General features: G+C 67.7%; 17 protein-coding genes. 14 read left to right on the top strand and 3 right to left on the bottom strand.

Features of this window, described 5'->3' with window-relative positions; translation table 11 throughout:
* Positions 1 to 278 precede the first annotated feature (278 nt).
* The 3 genes from HMPREF0307_RS13505 (at position 279) to HMPREF0307_RS00530 (ending at position 1,715) form a co-directional block, all read left to right on the top strand.
* The gene (locus tag HMPREF0307_RS13505) at positions 279 to 479 is read left to right on the top strand and encodes an aldo/keto reductase (RefSeq protein ID WP_369799409.1); all 201 of its coding nucleotides are present in this window, start codon (positions 279 to 281) and stop codon (positions 477 to 479) included.
* Positions 480 to 769: 290 nt separating this feature from the next.
* Complete coding sequence (locus HMPREF0307_RS12770; RefSeq protein ID WP_141628582.1) at positions 770 to 1,027, top strand: hypothetical protein; 258 nt, start codon at positions 770 to 772, stop codon at positions 1,025 to 1,027.
* 10 nt (positions 1,028 to 1,037) lie between these two features.
* On the top strand, positions 1,038 to 1,715 hold the full coding sequence (locus HMPREF0307_RS00530) for an SDR family oxidoreductase (RefSeq protein WP_066484822.1): 678 nt from the start codon (positions 1,038 to 1,040) through the stop codon (positions 1,713 to 1,715).
* Here HMPREF0307_RS00530 and HMPREF0307_RS00525 read toward each other — a convergent pair.
* Positions 1,712 to 3,625, bottom strand: coding sequence for an FAD/NAD(P)-binding protein (locus HMPREF0307_RS00525; protein ID WP_231724970.1), 1,914 nt, complete (start codon positions 3,623 to 3,625; stop codon positions 1,712 to 1,714). The two genes, HMPREF0307_RS00530 and HMPREF0307_RS00525, sit on opposite strands and share 4 nt — an antisense overlap.
* Positions 3,626 to 3,730: 105 nt before the next feature.
* On the opposite strand from HMPREF0307_RS00525, the gene HMPREF0307_RS00520 reads away from it, so the two are divergent.
* From HMPREF0307_RS00520 to HMPREF0307_RS13500, 6 genes are read left to right on the top strand one after another with little or no spacing between them, the layout of a single operon-like run.
* Positions 3,731 to 5,383 carry a TIGR04028 family ABC transporter substrate-binding protein gene (locus tag HMPREF0307_RS00520; RefSeq protein ID WP_066484819.1) on the top strand — a complete coding sequence of 551 codons (1,653 nt, stop codon included), beginning with the start codon at positions 3,731 to 3,733 and terminating at the stop codon, positions 5,381 to 5,383.
* A complete protein-coding gene (locus HMPREF0307_RS00515; protein WP_066484816.1) occupies positions 5,383 to 6,351 on the top strand; it encodes an ABC transporter permease in 969 nt (322 codons plus the stop codon). Before HMPREF0307_RS00520 ends, HMPREF0307_RS00515 begins: the two co-directional genes overlap by 1 nt.
* A complete protein-coding gene (locus tag HMPREF0307_RS00510; RefSeq protein ID WP_066484813.1) occupies positions 6,351 to 7,172 on the top strand; it encodes an ABC transporter permease in 822 nt (273 codons plus the stop codon). The genes HMPREF0307_RS00515 and HMPREF0307_RS00510 overlap by 1 nt, the downstream gene beginning before the upstream one ends.
* Positions 7,169 to 8,779, top strand: coding sequence for a dipeptide ABC transporter ATP-binding protein (locus tag HMPREF0307_RS00505; protein ID WP_066484811.1), 1,611 nt, complete (start codon positions 7,169 to 7,171; stop codon positions 8,777 to 8,779). The genes HMPREF0307_RS00510 and HMPREF0307_RS00505 overlap by 4 nt, the downstream gene beginning before the upstream one ends.
* A gap of 13 nt (positions 8,780 to 8,792) precedes the next feature.
* On the top strand, positions 8,793 to 10,028 hold the full coding sequence (locus tag HMPREF0307_RS00500; RefSeq protein WP_066484809.1) for an alkylhydroperoxidase domain protein: 1,236 nt from the start codon (positions 8,793 to 8,795) through the stop codon (positions 10,026 to 10,028).
* Between the two features lie 51 nt (positions 10,029 to 10,079).
* Positions 10,080 to 10,250, top strand: coding sequence for a PspC domain-containing protein (locus HMPREF0307_RS13500; protein ID WP_082723168.1), 171 nt, complete (start codon positions 10,080 to 10,082; stop codon positions 10,248 to 10,250).
* Positions 10,251 to 10,307: 57 nt separating this feature from the next.
* Here the strand turns inward: HMPREF0307_RS13500 and HMPREF0307_RS00495 are convergent, their stop codons facing one another.
* A complete protein-coding gene (locus HMPREF0307_RS00495; protein ID WP_066484806.1) occupies positions 10,308 to 10,961 on the bottom strand; it encodes a LuxR C-terminal-related transcriptional regulator in 654 nt (217 codons plus the stop codon).
* Positions 10,962 to 10,963: 2 nt separating this feature from the next.
* Positions 10,964 to 12,109, bottom strand: coding sequence for an ATP-binding protein (locus tag HMPREF0307_RS00490; RefSeq protein ID WP_066484805.1), 1,146 nt, complete (start codon positions 12,107 to 12,109; stop codon positions 10,964 to 10,966).
* Positions 12,110 to 12,221: 112 nt separating this feature from the next.
* Between HMPREF0307_RS00490 and HMPREF0307_RS00485 the strand changes: the two genes are divergently transcribed.
* Genes HMPREF0307_RS00485 through HMPREF0307_RS00465 form a run of 5 tightly spaced genes read left to right on the top strand, consistent with a single transcriptional unit; the run spans position 12,222 to position 17,804 of the window.
* The gene (locus HMPREF0307_RS00485) at positions 12,222 to 13,235 is read left to right on the top strand and encodes a PspC domain-containing protein (protein WP_066484804.1); all 1,014 of its coding nucleotides are present in this window, start codon (positions 12,222 to 12,224) and stop codon (positions 13,233 to 13,235) included.
* Positions 13,235 to 14,845, top strand: a complete 1,611-nt coding sequence (locus tag HMPREF0307_RS00480; RefSeq protein ID WP_066484801.1) for a permuted SH3 domain-containing protein — start codon at positions 13,235 to 13,237, stop codon at positions 14,843 to 14,845. Before HMPREF0307_RS00485 ends, HMPREF0307_RS00480 begins: the two co-directional genes overlap by 1 nt.
* Positions 14,842 to 15,513 carry an ABC transporter ATP-binding protein gene (locus HMPREF0307_RS00475; RefSeq protein ID WP_066484795.1) on the top strand — a complete coding sequence of 224 codons (672 nt, stop codon included), beginning with the start codon at positions 14,842 to 14,844 and terminating at the stop codon, positions 15,511 to 15,513. The genes HMPREF0307_RS00480 and HMPREF0307_RS00475 overlap by 4 nt, the downstream gene beginning before the upstream one ends.
* The gene (locus HMPREF0307_RS00470; protein ID WP_066484792.1) at positions 15,510 to 16,781 is read left to right on the top strand and encodes an ABC transporter permease; all 1,272 of its coding nucleotides are present in this window, start codon (positions 15,510 to 15,512) and stop codon (positions 16,779 to 16,781) included. The genes HMPREF0307_RS00475 and HMPREF0307_RS00470 overlap by 4 nt, the downstream gene beginning before the upstream one ends.
* A gap of 9 nt (positions 16,782 to 16,790) precedes the next feature.
* Positions 16,791 to 17,804, top strand: coding sequence for a threonine aldolase family protein (locus HMPREF0307_RS00465; RefSeq protein ID WP_066484786.1), 1,014 nt, complete (start codon positions 16,791 to 16,793; stop codon positions 17,802 to 17,804).
* The last annotated feature ends 37 nt before the right edge of the window (positions 17,805 to 17,841 follow it).

Genomic DNA, 17,841 nt, shown 5'->3' with positions numbered 1-17,841 from the left:
ACCGCTTCCCGCCAGCGCCGATCCAGACTCCATGGCCGCAACCTGGGCGCGCAAAGCCGCGACGCGGGACGCTTTGTCCTCGCCGAGCTTTCGAACACCTGATCCAGTCACGCAACACAGTTTATTCACCCGCCCGACATGTGCAAACTACTGTTCGAAAAGCATGCTCAGCGTCATGCGGTTCCCCGTTCCTCAGCGCAGAATACACCCATGTTCGACCAGACGCTCACACTCAACGACAATCACACCATCCCCAGCTCGAACTAGGCACCTGACTTATCGATGACGACGCTGTCGTCGAGCCCGTCTACCACGCCATCGCACACGGTTACCGCCACATCGACACCGCACAGGCGTACGGCAACGAGGCGGGTGTAGGCCGTAGCATCGCCCGCGCGAAGAACTTTGTGTCACCACCAAGATCCAGGGAGAGATCAAAGACCACAACACCGCCCTCGCGTCGATTACCGAGTCCCTAAATAAGCTGGGGCTTATCTCCCTGCCCAAGTCCGCGACCACGAGCGCATCGACTCCAACGCCGACGTCGAGTTCGAGATTTCGGACGCCGACATGGAAACCCTCAACAACCTGCCGCCGCTCGAGAACTACGGCGAGGACGGCTTCTTTCCTGTCTTCGACAAGGCCGCCGCTCACCGCGAGGCCTAGTTCACACGCTCAAAGGCGTGCTTCCCGCAACGGGAAGCGCGCCTTTTGCATGCGGTTTTAGAGCGCGTCGTACTCCGCATCCGCGACCGGCTCGAGCCCTTCGTTGGTCGCGCCCTCGACCGGAGCGGAGCTCGCGCACCGGGTGAACGCGGCGAACCTGCGGCATAACCGAGAGCACTTCAATCCTTTCGCGCATCTGCCCGCCGCGGAGCAGGCCATGGTCAACAATTTCATGGTGTCGAGCTCCGTGGGCCTTGACCGGCACTGGGTCACTACAGGCAAGGCGATGCCCCTGCCCAGGCTGCTGAAGCTGTCCGGCCAGTTGCTCGAACATGGCGCCGCGGCGGTCGCACGCCGCTAGGGTTGTACGCATGGATAAAATCGCAGTAGTAACCGGAGCCACCGGCGGCATGGGCCGCGAAATCATCGCGGACTTGGCCCGCACCCACCACGTCTACGCGCTGGGCCGTCGTGCCGAGGCGCTCGAGGGCCTCGACAACATCACGCCCGTCGCCATCGACTTAGTCGCCGATATCGAGGACCTCCCGCTGCCGGAGCTCGAGCGCGTCGACGTCCTCGTCCACGCCGCCGCCCGCGCCGAGCACTTCTCGGTCGACTCGGCCCGCCCCGCGGACTGGCGCGCGCAGATGGATCTCAACGTTCACGCCCCCGCCGAGGTCACCCGCCTGCTCCTGCCTGCTCTGCGCGCAGCGGGCGGTACCGTGGTCTTCATCAACTCGGGCGCGGGCCGTCACTCCTATGCAGACAACGTCATCTATGCCGCAACGAAGCACGCGCTCTACGCCCTCGCGGATGGCCTGCGCCTCGCCGAGCCCGATATTCGCGTCTCCACCGTGGCGCCCGGCCCCACGGACACACCCATGTTGCAGGGCCTGCAGGATTACAACCCGGAACACGTCATCGCGCCGGTCGAGGTCGCCCGCGCCATCCGCGCCGTCGTCGACGCCGGCCCCACGACCCAACTCACCGAGGTCCAGGTCCGCCCGCGCCTCGAGCTCGCGCAGCGCGCCGCCCTCGGCCGCGACTAAATAAGCGCGAGCAGGTCCGCCGCGGTGCGGTCGGTTTCCTGCAGCATGAGCGGGTCTGTGCCCGGCATCGGCGAAATCGTCGTATCCGGCCACTGCGCGTACGTCGGAATGCCCACGACGTGCAGGCGCTCGTCCACCGCGCCGTCCGCGTGCACGGTCCGGCGCTCGTGCGTCGTCTCCGGCGAACCGGTCTCCTGCCCGTCATCCACGAACGGCCGCACGCGCTCCCCCAGCGACAGCGTGAGCGGGTCCGCGCGGTGCCGCACGTCCGGGCCGTGCATCCACGCATCAATGAGCACGCTTGCCGATGCCGCCTTCGTCCCCGCCGTGAGCGTCACCTCACCGTCGGCGAGCGCCAAGGCTGGGCGTGCGCCGAGAAACGTGACCAGCCCGGCATCGACGAGCGCGAGGAGCTCACGCGTACGGAACAGCGGCGGGCCCGAGCCCACCATCTGCCCTAGCGCCATGAACTGGTTGAAGGATCCCGAGCGCGAGTCCCAGCAGAACCGTCCATTCGAGCCTGCGATGGACGAGGGCTTGCGGCCCGCAGAGATCGCCCACAGGCCCGCCTTGAGCGGCGAGCGACGCGCGGCGACGGCCTCCGCGATGTCGCGTTCCATGCCCGTTGCAATATGTGCGGTGAGCTCCTCGCGCGTCATGCCTTCGGTGCCGGCGAGCGGGTAGAACCAGTCGGTAAGAACAAAGGGCTCGGAGGTGGCACGGCCAAGCTTGGCCTCGAGCGCGGCCGGGGTGACCGTCGCGTCGAACTGGTCGACGGGCAGGTCCTCGTCAATGGTCGCGAGAATCTCGGCGAGCGGGACGGTGAGCGCCTCGGGGCGTACCTCGGCGAGCGTGCGGTAGTACTCCGCAAACGCATCGCGCACGAGCGCCGGCCACAGCACTCGGCCAAAGTTGAGCGAGTTGGAGCCCGCCTCCACCTGGTTATCCGCGATGGTCGTACGCAGGCGCTCAAGGTTCGCCTTGGGCGGCAGCGAGTGATACTCGCTCTTCGGCAAGTACGGGTAGCCGCGGCCCGAGGAGACGATAAGGCGCGGCTCGCGGCCGGATGCGATGTAGCGCAGCCCGGCGCGCGCCGAGTCATCCTCAATGAAGCGGCCGCCGCGGTCCATGGTGAGGCGCGCCATGACGTCGAAGAAGCCCATGCCCAAGCCACGCACGAGCACGTCCTCGCCCGCAGGCACGGCGCTCAGGTTCTGCTCCACCGGGTTGGCCGGCGCGACCCACTCAATCTCCGCAGCCGCGAGCGCGCGCTCCTCCGCGTTCAGCGCAGGCGTCGTCCAGCCCGAGGCTATGACGGTTGTCGCGGCTTCAATGCGCGTGCCGTCGGAGAGCTCGATGCCGTCCACGCCGTCGCTCTCAGTCAGGCGCACCGCGCGGGCTGCGTGGCGCTCCACCGTCGCCGTCTCCGGCAGCTCGCCCAGCGCGACCTCGAAGACCCACGCGATGTACTCGCCGTAGAGCGCGCGCGACGGGTTCGACTCCGGCACAGTGGCATCCAGCTCGGCTTTAAATTCATCCGGTACGTGCGCGGGGTAACGCTCCACGAGCGCGGCCTTCGCGGCCGGAATTTCCTCGCCGCGCAGCGCCTGAATCCACTCGAACATCGTAGGGCCTTCAAGCACCGGCGCACCCACCGTGGAGCCCGGCTCGGTAAAGAGCGTCACGGCGCCGGCCAGCGTGTTCATGCACAGCGTACGGGTCTGTTCCGTGTTCCAGATGCGGCCGGAGCCAACCTGAGCGTCATCGATGATGTGGAGCTCCACCGCACGTCCCGCGTAGGCAGGCTCGCGCAGGTAGGCACCCAGGCGCTCGACGAGCGAGACGCCGCGCGGACCCGCGCCCACGATCGCAATCGCCGGAGCGGCGGAAGGAATTTTATTATCAGTCACCTCGTTGACAGTACTACTAGACAGATCAGTATGTAAAGATGAGACAAAATCGTCCACGGTGGTGTACTGTTCACTCTCGTTAAACTTCAACGCTAAAGGAAAACCGTGAAATCTCCCTTCCGTGCGACGCTCGCCGCCGCGCTGGCTCTCGCCCTCGCCGGGGCGGTGACGAGCTGCGCGTCTCCATCCTCATCGTCGGCGTCTACCGACGAGAATTGGATTACCTACCTCGAGCCCCAAATGTTTAGGACGCTTTATCCGCCGGCCGCAGGCTTTTACCCCAACGGCGGCGTGGTCAACCAGGTCACCGACCGCCTGCTCTACCAAGATCCGGAAACGCTTCAGCTCTCCCCGTGGATCGCCACCGACCTGCCTAAGATCAACGCGGACGCCACGGAGTACACCTTCAACATCCGCACCGATGTTACGTACTCTGACGGCACGCCGCTCACGGCCGAAAACGTCGTCGCGAACTTCGACCTCTACGGCAAGGGCGATAAGTCGCGCACGCTCAACTCCTCGGAGCAGATTACGAACTACGACCACGGAGAGGTCGTCGATGACGACACCGTGAAGTTCTACTTCTCGGCGCCCTCGCCCGGCTTCGCCCAGGCCACCGCCGGTTACAACGCGGGCCTCGTCGCCGACTCCACGCTGCAGCTCGACAACGAGGGTTTTGCCCCCGGCAACGCCGAGGCCGTCATCGGCTCCGGTCCCTTCGTCATCACAGGCGAGACGCTCAACACCGCCCTCGACCTCACCGCGCGCGACGATTACAACTGGGCCCCGCCCGCCGCCCGCCACCAGGGCCGCGCTCGTCTCGATGGCATCCACTACCGCCTCGCCGCGGAGGAATCCACCCGCGCCGGCGCGCTCGTCTCCGACCAAGCACAGATCGCCCGCCAGGTCTCCGCACCCGTGGAAAAGCAGCTCGAGGCCCAGGGCATCAACATCATCGCCCGCGGCACTAACTCGATGAATAACCAGCTCGCCTTCCGCTTCAACCACCCCATCCTCAAGGACAAGCGGGTGCGCGACGCGATCATGAATGGCATCAACCGCGAAGAGATCATGCGCATCCTCTTCTCGCCCACCTACCCCCTGGCCACGTCCACCGCCGCCGCGACCGGTCTGGGCTACAAGGACCAGTCCGCCGCCTACTCCTACGACCCCGAACACGCCACGGCGCTCCTCGACGAGGCTGGCTGGGTCCCCGGCGAAGACGGCATCCGCGTCAAGGACGGCCAACGCCTCACCCTGCGCGTCAACACCGCCCTGCCGCAACCGCGCTCCAAGGAGGTCCAGACCATGGTCCAGGAAGACATGCGCGAGCTCGGCATCGAATGGCTCATCAACGCCGGCGACCAAGCCACGCAGAACGCGGATGCCAAGGACATCGACAAAATCCAGGTCTATCACTCCATGGTCGGCCGCGCGGATTACGACGCCATCCACTCGCTGTACTCGGTCACCAACCGCGACGCCTTCCTCAACCAGGACGCCAAGGGCAACCCCATCGACCAGCACCTCGAGGACCTGCTCACCACGGTCATCTCCGCGCCCACCGACGCCGAGCGCAAACAGGCCACCGAGGACGTCCAGGACTACATCACCGAGCAGTCCTACTCCCTGCCGCTCTTCGAAGAACCCGTTGTCTACGCCGTCGCGCCCTACCTCAAGGGATTTAGCCCCGAGGCCGTCGCGCGTCCCTGGTGCTACGAGGCCTACATCGACCACGCCGCCAAGGAGGCCCAGTAATGGCCCACATCGCACGCCGCATCGGACAGGCCGTCCTCGTCCTGTTCATCACCTTCACCGTCGCCTTCCTCCTGCTCTCGGCCCTGCCCTCTGACGGCGTCATGGCCCGCTTCGGCGACCCGGCCCTGGGCCTCTCCCAGGCCGAGATTGACGGCATCCGCGAGGAGATGGGCATCGACAAGCCCCTGCTCACGCAGTACCTCACCTCGCTCGCCGGCTTCGTCACGGGCAACTTCGGCATCTCCACGCAGACCGGCACCGCCGTGAGCTCCATGGTCGCCACCGCACTGCCGCACACGCTCGCGCTCGCCGCGAGCTCCATCGCCCTGGCCATCGTCGTCGCGCTCGCCTTCGCGTTCCTCGCCACAACGGTCCCCGCCGTGGGCGGCTTCTTCCGTGCCCTGCCGTCGTTCATGGTCTCCCTGCCGGGCTTCTGGATCGCCATCCTCCTGCTGCAGTTCTTCTCCTTCAAACTCGGCTGGGTCCGCGTCATCGACCCGAGCCCCTTCGAGGGCCTCATCCTGCCCACGCTCACCCTCGCCGTGCCCATGGCCGCACCCCTCACTCAGGTGCTCATCCGGTCCATCGACGACACCCGCGCCATGACCTTCGTCCAGGTCGTCCGCGCCCGCGGCGCCTCCGAGTCCTGGGTCTTCTGGCGCAATATCCTGCACAACTCGCTCCTCCCCGCGCTCACCATGGTGGGCCTCCTCTTCGGCGAGCTCGTGGGCGGCGCCGTCGTCACCGAGACCGTCTTCGGTCGCCCCGGCCTGGGCTACCTCACTGTCCAGGCGGTCTCCAACCGCGACACCCCGGTCCTGCTCGCCATCGTCATCATCGCCGCCACGGCCTACGTGCTCATCAACCTCGTCGTCGACCTGCTCTACCCCGTCCTCGACGTCCGCCTGCGCGAGCGCCCGCTTTCCGATGCCCCCTCCACCTCCGCCCAGCTTGAAAGGACCGCCTAATGCGTCGCTTTACCACCACTGTCCCCGTGGTCCTCCCAGTGGTCCTCTCCGCGGTCATCCTCGTGGTCGCCTTCGCCTGGGCGCTCTTCCCCGGCGTGTTCACCTCCGCGGATCCGTACTCCGGCACAGATGTCGCCCTCCAGGCCCCGAACTCCGCGCACTGGTTCGGCACGGACGCCGTGGGCCGCGACGTGCTCGCCCGCGTTATCTTCGGCGCCCGCCAGTCGCTCCTCGGCGCGCTCATCGCCGTCGCCGTGGGCCTCGTCCTCGGCACGCTGCTCGGCCTTCTCGCCGGCACGCTGCGCGGCTGGGTCGACACCGTGCTCATGCGCGTCGTCGACGTCCTGCTGTCCATCCCCGGCATCCTGCTGTCGCTGTCAATCATCATCCTGCTCGGCTTCGGCTCACTGCAGGCCGCCTTCGCCGTCGGTATGACCACCGTCGCCGCCTTCGCCCGCCTCGCGCGCTCGCAGGTCATGACGGTCGCCAACTCCGAGTTCGTCGAGGCCGCCTACGGCTCCGGCGCCACCACCGCGCAGGTGCTCGCCCGCCACGTGCTGCCCAACTCGCTCACGCCTGTCCTGGCCCTGGCCACCCTGCAGTTCGGCACCGCCATCCTCCAGCTGTCCATTTTGGGCTTCCTCGGCTACGGCGCCCCGCCGCCCACGCCGGAGTGGGGCCTCATCATCGCCGAGGGACGCGACTTCATGGCCACCTCCTGGTGGCTCATCATCCTGCCCGGCCTGGCCATCGTTGCCGTCGTGATGAGCGCCAACTACCTGTCCCAACGCCTCCAGAACCGCGAAGGAGCCCGCGCATGACGCTGCTCACTATCGAAGACCTTTCGGTCTCCTACGGCGATAAACCCGCCGTCCAGGGCATTAGCCTGCACGTCGAACCCGGCGAGATGACCGCCATCGTCGGCGAGTCCGGCTCCGGCAAGACCACCACCGCCATGTCCGCGCTCGGCCTCAACTCGGCCAACGCACGCATCGACTCCGGCCGCATCACCTTCGACGGCCAGGACGTCACACACTTCACGCACAAGCAATGGCGCGCCCTGCGCGGCGCCCGCGTCGGGCTCATCCCCCAGGATCCCAACAACTCACTCAATCCGCTGAAGACCATCGGCCACTCCATCGAGGAAGGCCTGCGCATTCACGGCCGCACGCAAAACCTGCGCGCCACCGCCCTCGACTGGCTCGCCCGCGTCGGAATCGACGACCCCGAGCGCCGCTACGGCCAATACCCGCACGAGCTCTCCGGCGGCATGAAGCAGCGCGTGCTCATCGCCGCCGCGCTCGCCCTCGAGCCCGACCTCATCGTGGCTGACGAGCCCACCTCTGCCCTTGACGTCACCGTCCAGAAGACCATCCTCGATCTCCTCGACGACATGCGCCGCGAGCTCGGCCTGGGCATCCTCTTCATCACGCACGACCTGTCCGTGGCTGGCGACCGCGCCAACCGCATCGTCGTCATGGAAAAGGGCGAGGTCCGCGAAGAAGGCCTCGCCGCACGCGTCTTCGCCGACCCGCAGCACCCCTACTCGCGCCGCCTGCTTGCCGATGCCCCCTCCCTCACCGTCGCCGACGTCGACCGCCACCCCGAGTCCTTTACGTCGCCGCGCAAGATGGCGGCATCGGAAACCTTGGTGCAGGTCCGCGACCTCACGCGCACCTTCGGCGACTTCACGGCCGTCGACCACGTGAGCTTCGACGTCGCCCGCGGCACGACCCACGCCATCGTGGGCGAATCCGGCTCCGGCAAGACAACCACCGGCCGCATCATCTCCATGTTCGAGCAAGCCAGCTTCGGCACCGTGACCGTCGGCGGCCACGATGTCACGGCGCAGCACTCGAAGGCTGAGCTCAAGGAGCTGCGCCGTGGCATCCAGCTCGTCTACCAGAATCCGTACTCCTCGCTGAACCCGCGCATGTCCATCGGCGATATCATTGCCGAGCCGCTGCGTAACTTCACAGGAGCCTCGAAGTCCGCCGCCCGCACGAAGGCCCGCGAGTTCCTCGACCTCGTCGCCCTCGACCCACAGTTTGCCGAGCGCCGTCCCCGTGAGCTCTCCGGCGGCCAGCGCCAGCGCGTCGCCATCGCCCGCGCCATGATCGTCGAGCCGGAGCTCGTCATCCTCGACGAGGCCGTTTCCGCTCTCGACGTCACCGTCCAGGCCCAGATCCTGCGCCTGCTCGACCGCCTGCAACGCGAGCTCGACCTCACGTATATTTTCATCTCGCACGACCTCGCCGTCGTCTCGCAGATTTCGGACACCGTCTCCGTCCTGCGCCACGGCAAGCAACTCGAATCCGGCACCACCCGCGAAGTCTTCGCCCACCCGGCCAGCCCGTTTACCCGCGAGCTCATCGACGCCATCCCAGGCCAGCGCTACCGCGCCGGCGACCTCAATCTGGGGCTCTAAGAAAGGACCAGACATGTCTGACATCATCAACCTCCTCGCCGGCCTCGAATCCGAGTCCGACACCGCGACCGGCGCTGCCGCCGCTATCGCGACCGCCCGCTCCGCGCGCCCCGACGCCGTCTCCAACGCCCAGGCCAGCTTCGAGGCCCTCCTCGAGCCCGCCGAGCCCGGCACGTTCACCTATGCCGAGCGCTACGCCGTCGCCGCCTTCGTCGCGGGCCTCACGCACGCCGGCGGCAGCTTCTACCTCGATCTGCTAGCCGACGAGTCCGAAGAGCTCGTCGCCCCCGTCGAGGCCGCCATCGCCGCCGGCCGCACGCAAGGCCCCTATATCGCAGGCCCCGCCGCGCCCGCTTTCGCACTCCACAACGCCGCGGCACTCGGCGCGCGCCTCGCCGCCGCGCTCGACTACGCGCACCTGCTCACCTTCCATCCCAAGGACGCCTCACCCGCCGCGCTCGGCCATCTCTACGCCGCGGGCTGGGACGCCGACACCGTCGTCTCGCTGTCCCAGCTCGTCGCCTTCGAGGCCTTCCAGCTGCGCGTCGCCCACGGCGCCGCGGTCCTCGCCGGCCACGCGCCGGCCGCACCTGCCGCACCGAACCCGCGCCCCACGTCCGCCCCGGACTGGCAGCCCGTCGCGGGTATCAACACGGCCGAGGACGTCGTGCGCCCAGACAGCTTCGTCAACCACTCCCTCGGCTGGGTCCCCTGGATCGCCGCGCTCGACGAGGACGAGCTCACCGCAGAGCAACGCGACGCGCTCATCAAGCCCGAGCGCGCCAAGTCCGCCTACTTCCGCCTGCTCGCCCGCGACGCCGCCGCGCTCAAGGCCCGCACGCTCACCGACTTCGACATCTTCTACAACGTCGAAGGCGGCCTCCCCCGCGCCGAGCGCGAGCTCGCCGCCACCGTCGTCTCGCGCTTCAACGGCTGCGAGTACTGCGCCTCGGTCCACCAGGGCCGCACCGTCGAGGAAGGCGGCGACCGCGCCGCCGTCGACCGCCTCCTCTTCGAGGGCATCGAGGCCGACCTCGGCTCCGAGCTCTGGGACGCCATCCGCCGCGCCGCCCTCGCGCTCACCGCGACGCCTCTCGCCTTCGGACAGGAACACGTCAGCGCCCTGCGCGCCGCCGGCCTCAACGATATCGCCATCCTCGACGTCGTCAACGCCGCGTCCTTCTTCAACTGGGCCAACCGCCTCATGCTCACTCTCGGCACGGCGGAGCTACCCGCGCGCTTCCGCTAAGCGCACACATCACATCTCATTCCCTTTTATCCCTCCTGAGCAGGAGGGACAATACCTCCACGCTCAGCCGGATGTGAGCCACCCGCGGGCAGTAACACAAAAATCGCCAGCGTCTGCGCAGGCATCGCGCAGCGCTACGATCTCGATCCCACCGTGGTGCGCGCATACTTCATGGCGGCGGCCACGGCATTGCGCTCCTCATCGCGTTCATCCTCGTGGTGAGCTCGGCACCCCTCTCCGGGATCACGGAGAGAGTGGCATCGGCACCGTGCGCCCCCGCTAGGCCAAGTCGCGGTCCGCGGCCCAGCGCGTGAGCTGATAGCGGTTCGACTGCTGCGTCTTGCGCAAAATATTCGACGCGTGCGTCTCCACCGTCTTCACCGAGATAAAGAGACGCTCGCCGATTTCGCGATACGTGTAACCGCGCGCGAGCAGCCGCAGCACCTCGAGCTCGCGCCGTGTGAGCGCGTCAACCGCCGGGTCCACGGATTCGTCCGGCGCGCCGGGCTTCGACTCGGCAGGCGCACCCGATGCGAACGCATCGAGCACGAACCCCGCCAGCCGCGGCGAGAAATACGCATCCCCCTCATGCACCCGGCGCACGGCCGCGGCCAGCTCCGGACCTGAAATATTCTTCGTCACGTAGCCCCGAGCGCCGGCGCGGATGAGCGCGATGACGTCCTCCGCCGCGTCCGAAACACTCAGCGCCAAGTACACCGGTCCCGAGGCGCCACGCAGCACGGCCAACCCGCCGCCGTCCGGCATATGCACGTCGAGCAGCACCACGTCCGGGTGCGCCGACTCAATCCCGGCGACCGCCTCGGCGACCGTGCCCGCGTCGCCCACGACCTCGATATCCCCCGCGGCGGCCAGCTCCGCACGCACGCCGGCGCGGAAGACAGAATGATCATCGACGAGGAAAACAGCAACCATGGCTACAAAGCTACCGTGAGCTCCACCTCTGTGCCCTCTCCCGGACGCGAGTTCACCCGCGCGGTGCCCCCAGCGGCCTCCATGCGCGCGCAGACGGAATCCCGAATCCCATGCCGGTCCTCCGCTACCGCATCCATGTCGAAGCCCGCGCCGCGGTCGCGCACAAAAATCGCGAGCTCACCAGCCAGATTTTCTGCATACACGTCCACCGTGTCCACCCCCGCGTGCTTGCCCGCGTTGACCATCGCCTCGCGCGCGGCCTGCACCGCAAGCTTCGTCGCCTCGGTGAGCTCCACGTCCTCGCCCACCGTCACCGGCGCAATTCGCACCGGGAAGAGGTCCTCGACCTCGCCGCACGCCACGGCGAGCGCGCCGAAGACGGTCGCTGGCGCCGCCGACGGCGAGTCAAAGAGCCACGCGCGCAGCTCGCGCTCCTGCCCGCGCGCCAAGCGCGCGACCTCCTCCGGGTCCTCCGCCCGTTTTTGAATGAGCGCCAAGGTCTGTAACACCGAGTCATGCAGCTGCGCCGCCATGTCCGCCCGTGCTTCCGATGCCGCCTTCTCCGCGCCCTCGTCCGCCACCTGCCGCCACAGCTTCAGCACGAGCGGCACGACGAGCGCACCGAAGCCGACCACCGTGAGCAGCACCGCGGCCAACGCTGGCCCAAAGTCCGTCCCGCCGTTCCACCGCGCGACGGTAATGACCACGCCGGCCAGCACGAGCACGCCGCCCGCCCCCACGCTGACCTTATTCGTCACGGAGCCCAGGCCGCGGTCGTAGGCCTGCCAGGTAATCAGCGCACCGGCACCGACGATGACCAGCGGAATGAGCAGGCCTCCCGCGCTCATGCCGAGCCCGACGGCCAAGACGGCGGCAAGGACCAGCAGCCAATGGGCGCGGAAGTCAAAGCGCGAGGTGGGGGCGGGGGCATCGGCAGGCTTGGTGGCTACCCAGACGCCGGCGTAGAGGAACGCGCCCAGGCCGCCCAGGGCGCACAGCGCAGTGAACGCCAGACGCACAAAGAGCACATCGACGCCGAGGTGCCCCGCGAGCCCTGCAGCCACGCCCGCCACGACGCGGCCGTCCTGCGGGCGGGACAGGCGCGGGTAGGCGGGCTGGACCTCGCGCGGCGCATAGGGAGAAGTCATGCGTTTTATCTTCGCACGCGCCTCCCTGGCGCGGATCGGGGTAAACCCTGAACTTTAAAAATCAGGGCGTTCCCCGATAGCTCTTGCACGAACCGTGGGCGACGATAGAGACATGAACACCGCGACTCTCAACGAGATGTGGGCAACGCGCCCGCCCCGCATCCCGAGCTCTCAGGGCGGCAATGCCAAGATCGCCGGCGTCTGCGAAGGCATCGGCGCGCGCTACCAAGTAGACCCCACCCTCGTGCGCGTGGCCTTCATCGTCACCGCGCTCGTCCTCGGCGGCGGCCTCGCCCTCTACGTGCTGGTGTGGGCGTGCATGCCGCTCTACGGCAAGTCCACCGCGCCCATCCAGGACCTCTTTGGTAAACAGGATGGCCCCAAGTCCGAGTCCGGCCTGGGAATTTCACTGCTCATCCTGCTTATCATCGCTGTTGGCCTCGGCCGCTTCTTTGACGACCGGCAGATGGTGTCCACCCTGGTCATTGTTGTCCTCGCGGCCGCCGCGTGGTACGGCCTGCACCGCCATCAGCCCGTCCCGCCGGCGGGTCTGCTCGCCACCGCGCGGGAGACCGCGCCGGGCCCTGACATGTCGGTCTTCACGCCGGTCGAGGGCTACCCCTTCCCGCCTGGCCGCCAGACCCCGCCGGAGTGGGACCCTCTCGGCACCGTGCCCGAGGCCTGGGACCTGCCAGACCCCGCGCCCGCCCCCGCACCCAAGAAGAAATCCCACGAGGGTCTCATCGCGACGGTCGCCGTGAGCGCCGCTGTCGTCGTGGGCATCTCATTTATGTTGACAATGGCCGCGTCCGAAGAGAACACGAAGAACCACGCGGGCTCGGTCACCTATACCGTGCGCGACGCCGCGGACCTGCCAGACACCTACTCCAACGGCGTGGGCTCCATGACCGTCGACCTGCGCGAGCTCACGCTCGATAAGCCCCGCACGCTCACCATCGATAACGGCGTGGGCAGCATCGATGTCTACCTTCCGAAGAAGACGCCCATCGCCATTGAATGTGATACCGGACTCGGCACGAGCAATTGCACGCCGCGCAAGGACGCAGGTGCTAAGTTGACTGTGATTATCGACAACGAAATTGGCACTACAACTATCCACGAGTAATGAAAAAGAAGACTATCGCCCTCACCGCCACCGCCCTCGCCGTCCTCGCTGCGGGCGGTGGCGGCGCCTACTACCTCGCCGTCGGCCCCGACGGCGTGGTGCTCACCGCCGCCGATGTCACGACCGTCGCGGCGAAGGACATCACGCAGTCCGTGCCCGCCACGGGCTCGATCGCACCCGTCCGCGAGGTCTCGCTCGCCACGACGCAGTCTGGGCCCATCGTCACGCTCGACGCGAAGGTCGGCCAGCGCGTCACGGCCAACCAGGTCCTCGCCTCCTTCGACACGTCTGCCGCCGAACGCGAACTCCACAGTCAGCGTGCCGCTCAGGCCGCGGAAGAAATCGGCGCGTTCAATCAGGTCGAGGCCGCGCAGCTCGAGCTCACCCAGCTCCAGGACGCGCTGGCTCAAGGCCTCAACGGCGAGGTCAACGCCGCCCGCGCCTCCGTGGGCACCGCGCAGCACAGCTTCGACGACGCGCAGCAGGCCGTCGCCGAGTCCCGCGCCGCCGCAGATCCTTCCGTCGCCGAAGCCGCCGCCGCGGTCGACACGGCCCGCGCCGGGCTGCGCACCGCGAATAACGCATCGCTCCAAGCCGCGCTCGCCTCGCTCGGCGCGACGAACGAGGGCGAGGTCCCCGGCACGACCATGGCCACTGCACTCGTCCAGTGGACCGAGGCCGACCACGCGGTGAGCGACGCGCAGACCCAGCTCGACCACGCCGAGGAGTCCTACGCCCGCGCGCTCGAGGCCGTCGACCGCGAGGTCGGTGCCAAACAGCGCGCCGCCAACGCCGCCTACGCCCAGCTTTCCGATGCCCAGCTCGCCCAGCGCGCCGCCGAGCTCAGCGCCCAACAGCAAGTCGACGCGCAATCCCAGGCTGTCGACCACGCCCTCAAGTCCGCCGCGGGCACCCGCGTCGCCGCCGAGGAGGCCAACGCGAAGCTCGAGTTCGACATCTCCGGCGCCCAGCTCCTCTCGCCACTAAGCGGCGTGGTCACGACTGTCACCGCCCAGCAGGGCCGCCCCGCCGAAGGCCCGCTGCTCAGCGTCGCGGACGACTCCATGCTGCTCGTCAAGGCCACGGTCAAGGAGGCCGACATCGCGGACATCCAGGTCGGCGACCACGTAACCTTCACCTCCCCCAGCCAGCCGCACAAGGAATACACGGGCACCGTGTCCTTCATCTCGCCCGTCGCCGCCTCCCCCGCAGCGCCTGACGATGCCGCCTCCTCCGGCGCCGCAGCCGCCGCGCCCGCCGGCTCCGGCTCTGCGAAAGCCGAGTTCCCCATCGAGGTCCGCGTGGACGGCAACCGCGAGGGCCTACGCCTGGGCTCCACCGCGAAGGTCAAGGTCGTCACGCACGAGGACAAAGACGCGCTCACGGTGCCGCTCAGCGCACTCATCGACGGCGACAAAGCCGTGCTCGTCGTTTCCGACTCCGGCACCATCGAGCGCCGCGACGTGAAACTGGGCACCCGCACCGATTTCGAGGCCGCCGTGACCGAAGGCCTCCACCGCGGCGACCGCGTGCTTACCCAGGGCGCGGCCCACGAAGGCGACGTAGGTCAGCAGGCATACCTGCCCGACGCAGCGAGCGGAGAGAAATGAGCCTCATCGACATGCGGGGCATCGTCAAGCGCTTTAACGAGGGCACCGACGCCGAAATCACCGTCCTGCCCGGCTGCGACTTCTCGATGGAGCCCGGCGAGTTCGTCGCCGTCATCGGCCAGTCCGGCTCCGGCAAATCCACGCTCATGAACATCATTGGGCTGCTCGACCGCCCCACCGCAGGCGAGTACTTCCTCGACGGCGAGGACGTCTCCGCCTACGACGATGACGCGCTCGCCCGCCTGCGCGCCGACACGCTCGGCTTCGTCTTCCAGAACTTCAACCTCATCGGCCGCATCACCGCGCTTGCCAACGTGGAGATGCCCATGGTCTACGCCGGTGTGCCCCGCCGCGAGCGCGCCCGCCGCGCCGCCGAGCTCCTCGACCTCGTCGGCATGTCCGAGCGCGCCAGCCACCTGCCCAACGAACTCTCCGGCGGCCAGAAGCAACGCGTCGCCATCGCCCGCGCGCTCGCCAACAACCCGGAGGTCATCCTCGCCGACGAGCCCACCGGTGCCCTTGACTCCCAGACCGGCCGCCTGGTCATGGACCTCTTCCACGAGCTCAACCGCGAGCGTGGCACCTCCATCGTGTTTATCACCCACAACCCAGAACTCGCCGCCGAGTGCTCGCGCACCGTAACCATGACGGACGGAGTGCTGAAATGAATCTCACCGAATCCCTGCGCATGGCGCTCACCTCGCTGCGCACCAACAAGATGCGCTCGCTACTCACGCTGTTGGGCGTCATCATCGGCATTGCCGCCGTCATCGCGATCCTCACCCTCGGCTCCGCGCTCAAGGGCCAGTTCACCTCTGACCTCGACAAGGTCGGCGCCAATAACTTCCAGGTCCAGGTCAAGGAACGCACCGACGAAGGCGAGACCGACTATTACGTCGAGTCCTCCGTCGACGACCCCGACTCCCTCCTCACCCCCGAACAGCTCGAGCAGGTGCGCACGGCGCTCGCGCCGGACGTCGAGGGCGTCATCATCGGCGAATACGACACGCATCCGGGCGACCTGACGCCCGAAGGGGCATCGGAAAGCTCAGCGGTGATGGTGCAACCCACCAACCCGGACTACGTGACGGCCTCGCAGTTCACCGTCCGCACCGGCCGCGCACTCACGGACGACGACATCGCAGCCGACCGTGCCGTGACCATGCTCTCCGCCGCGACCGCCACCGAGCTCTTCGGCGACGCCGACCCGGTGGGCCAGACGCTGAATTTTGCCCCGCTCGACGGCACGGATCTGGAACTCACGGTCATCGGCGTCTACGACAGCCCCGCCACCGGCGCGCTCATCGGTGGCGGCGGGCCCGAACACGCGCTCGTGCCCTATCCCCTCGCTGCCCAGCTTTCCGATGCCCCCTTAGCCGGCGAGGCCTTTTCCTCCGTGTCCATCCGCGCGGCGGCCGGCACAGACAAGGCCGCGCTCGGCGCACGGCTCCAAGCGGCCTTCGACTCGATGTACGCCGACAACGAGGACTACCGCGTCGAGGTCACCGACTTTAGCAAGGACCTGGCGAGCCTCAACCAGCTGCTCACGGCGTTGTCCGCGGCGATTGCGGCTATCGGCGGGATCTCGCTGCTCGTCGGCGGCATCGGCGTTATGAACATCATGCTGATTACCGTCACGGAGCGCACGCGCGAGATTGGCGTGCGCAAGGCGCTCGGCGCGCGGCGGCGTGACATCCGCCTGCAGTTCGTGACGGAGGCCATCATCGTGTGTCTCATCGGCGGGCTCATCGGCGTGGTGCTCGGCGCTGTGGCGGGGATGATTGGATCCTCACTCATGGGCTACTTCGTGTTCCCGCCGCTCGGCGCGATTGTGGTCTCGCTGCTCTTCGCGCTCGCCATCGGGCTCTTCTTCGGCTACTACCCCGCGGGCAAGGCGGCAAAACTCGACCCGATTGAGGCGCTGCGCTACGAGTAGCCTGGCTGCATGATTCATTTCGGCAACGACTACAACGAAACTGCCCATCCCGCCGTCCTCGCGGCCCTCGCCGCGCCGGGATCACATGCGGGCTACGGTCTCGACGAGCACTCCGCCCGCGCCGCGTCGCTCATCCGTAACGCGTGTGCCGCGCCCGCCGCAGACGTGCACTTCATGGTGGGCGGCACGCAGGTCAACACGACTGCCATCGCCTCCCTGCTGCGGCCGTGGCAGGGCGTTATCTCCGCCGATACCGGCCACATCAATACCCACGAGACCGGTTCCGTCGAGCACGCGGGCCACAAAATCCTGACGCTACCCTCAGCGCTGGGCAAGATCACGGCCGCACAGGTCGCTGCGCTCGTCGAGGAGTACCGCGGCTCCGGCGTCCTCGAGCACGCCGTCGAGCCCGCGATGGTCTATATCTCGCAACCCACCGAATACGGCACCGTGTACTCACGTTCTGAGCTCGCCGCGTTGCGCTCCGTGTGCGATGAGTTCGGGCTCACGCTCTTCGTCGACGGCGCGCGCCTCGGCTATGGCCTCGCCGCCTCCGACGTCACGCTGCCGGACCTCGCGCGTCTCGCGGACGTGTTTACCATCGGCGGCACCAAATGCGGCGCCGCTTTCGGCGAAGCCATCGTCTTCGCCACCCCGCACCCCTACTTCCGCAACGCGATGAAGCAGAACTCCGGGCTGCTGGCCAAGGGCTGGCTGCTCGGCGCGCAGTTCGAGGCCCTCTTCACCGACAGCCTCTACGAGGCAATTACGGCGCATGCCAACGAACAAGCCCAGCGCATAGCCGCCGCCTTCGCCTCCGTCGGCATTCGGCTGCTCTTCGACTCACCCACCAACCAGCAGTTCGCACTCCTCACACCCGAGCAGGAGGCTGCGCTGTCCGAGGACTACGTCTGCCAGTTCTTCGAGGAACACGACGGCCTACGCGCCGTGCGTTTTTGCACGTCCTGGTCCACGCGCGACGATGACGTCGACGCGCTCTGTGCCTCCATCGCCCAACTCTAGGTCTACCCCTGTTCGAATACCCCTGTTCGACAAATGC

The organism is Corynebacterium sp. DNF00584 (assembly GCF_001552965.1).
GTDB classification, from domain to species: domain Bacteria; phylum Actinomycetota; class Actinomycetes; order Mycobacteriales; family Mycobacteriaceae; genus Corynebacterium; species Corynebacterium phoceense.
Note: the sequence above shows the minus strand (reverse complement) of the source record. Positions and strands in the feature narration are given on the sequence as shown.

Bases quoted from the DNA above. Each gene is read 5' to 3' on its own strand.
- HMPREF0307_RS00510 (WP_066484813.1), top strand. From the start codon at position 6,351: ATGCGTCGCTTTACCACCACTGTCCCCGTGGTCCTCCCAGTGGTCCTC.
- HMPREF0307_RS00505 (WP_066484811.1), top strand. From the start codon at position 7,169: ATGACGCTGCTCACTATCGAAGACCTTTCGGTCTCCTACGGCGATAAA.
- HMPREF0307_RS00480 (WP_066484801.1), top strand. From the start codon at position 13,235: ATGAAAAAGAAGACTATCGCCCTCACCGCCACCGCCCTCGCCGTCCTC.
- HMPREF0307_RS00515 (WP_066484816.1), top strand. From the start codon at position 5,383: ATGGCCCACATCGCACGCCGCATCGGACAGGCCGTCCTCGTCCTGTTC.
- HMPREF0307_RS00475 (WP_066484795.1), top strand. From the start codon at position 14,842: ATGAGCCTCATCGACATGCGGGGCATCGTCAAGCGCTTTAACGAGGGC.
- HMPREF0307_RS00485 (WP_066484804.1), top strand. From the start codon at position 12,222: ATGAACACCGCGACTCTCAACGAGATGTGGGCAACGCGCCCGCCCCGC.
- HMPREF0307_RS00465 (WP_066484786.1), top strand. From the start codon at position 16,791: ATGATTCATTTCGGCAACGACTACAACGAAACTGCCCATCCCGCCGTC.
- HMPREF0307_RS00500 (WP_066484809.1), top strand. From the start codon at position 8,793: ATGTCTGACATCATCAACCTCCTCGCCGGCCTCGAATCCGAGTCCGAC.
- HMPREF0307_RS00530 (WP_066484822.1), top strand. From the start codon at position 1,038: ATGGATAAAATCGCAGTAGTAACCGGAGCCACCGGCGGCATGGGCCGC.
- HMPREF0307_RS00470 (WP_066484792.1), top strand. From the start codon at position 15,510: ATGAATCTCACCGAATCCCTGCGCATGGCGCTCACCTCGCTGCGCACC.
- HMPREF0307_RS00490 (WP_066484805.1), bottom strand. From the start codon at position 12,109: ATGACTTCTCCCTATGCGCCGCGCGAGGTCCAGCCCGCCTACCCGCGC.
- HMPREF0307_RS00495 (WP_066484806.1), bottom strand. From the start codon at position 10,961: ATGGTTGCTGTTTTCCTCGTCGATGATCATTCTGTCTTCCGCGCCGGC.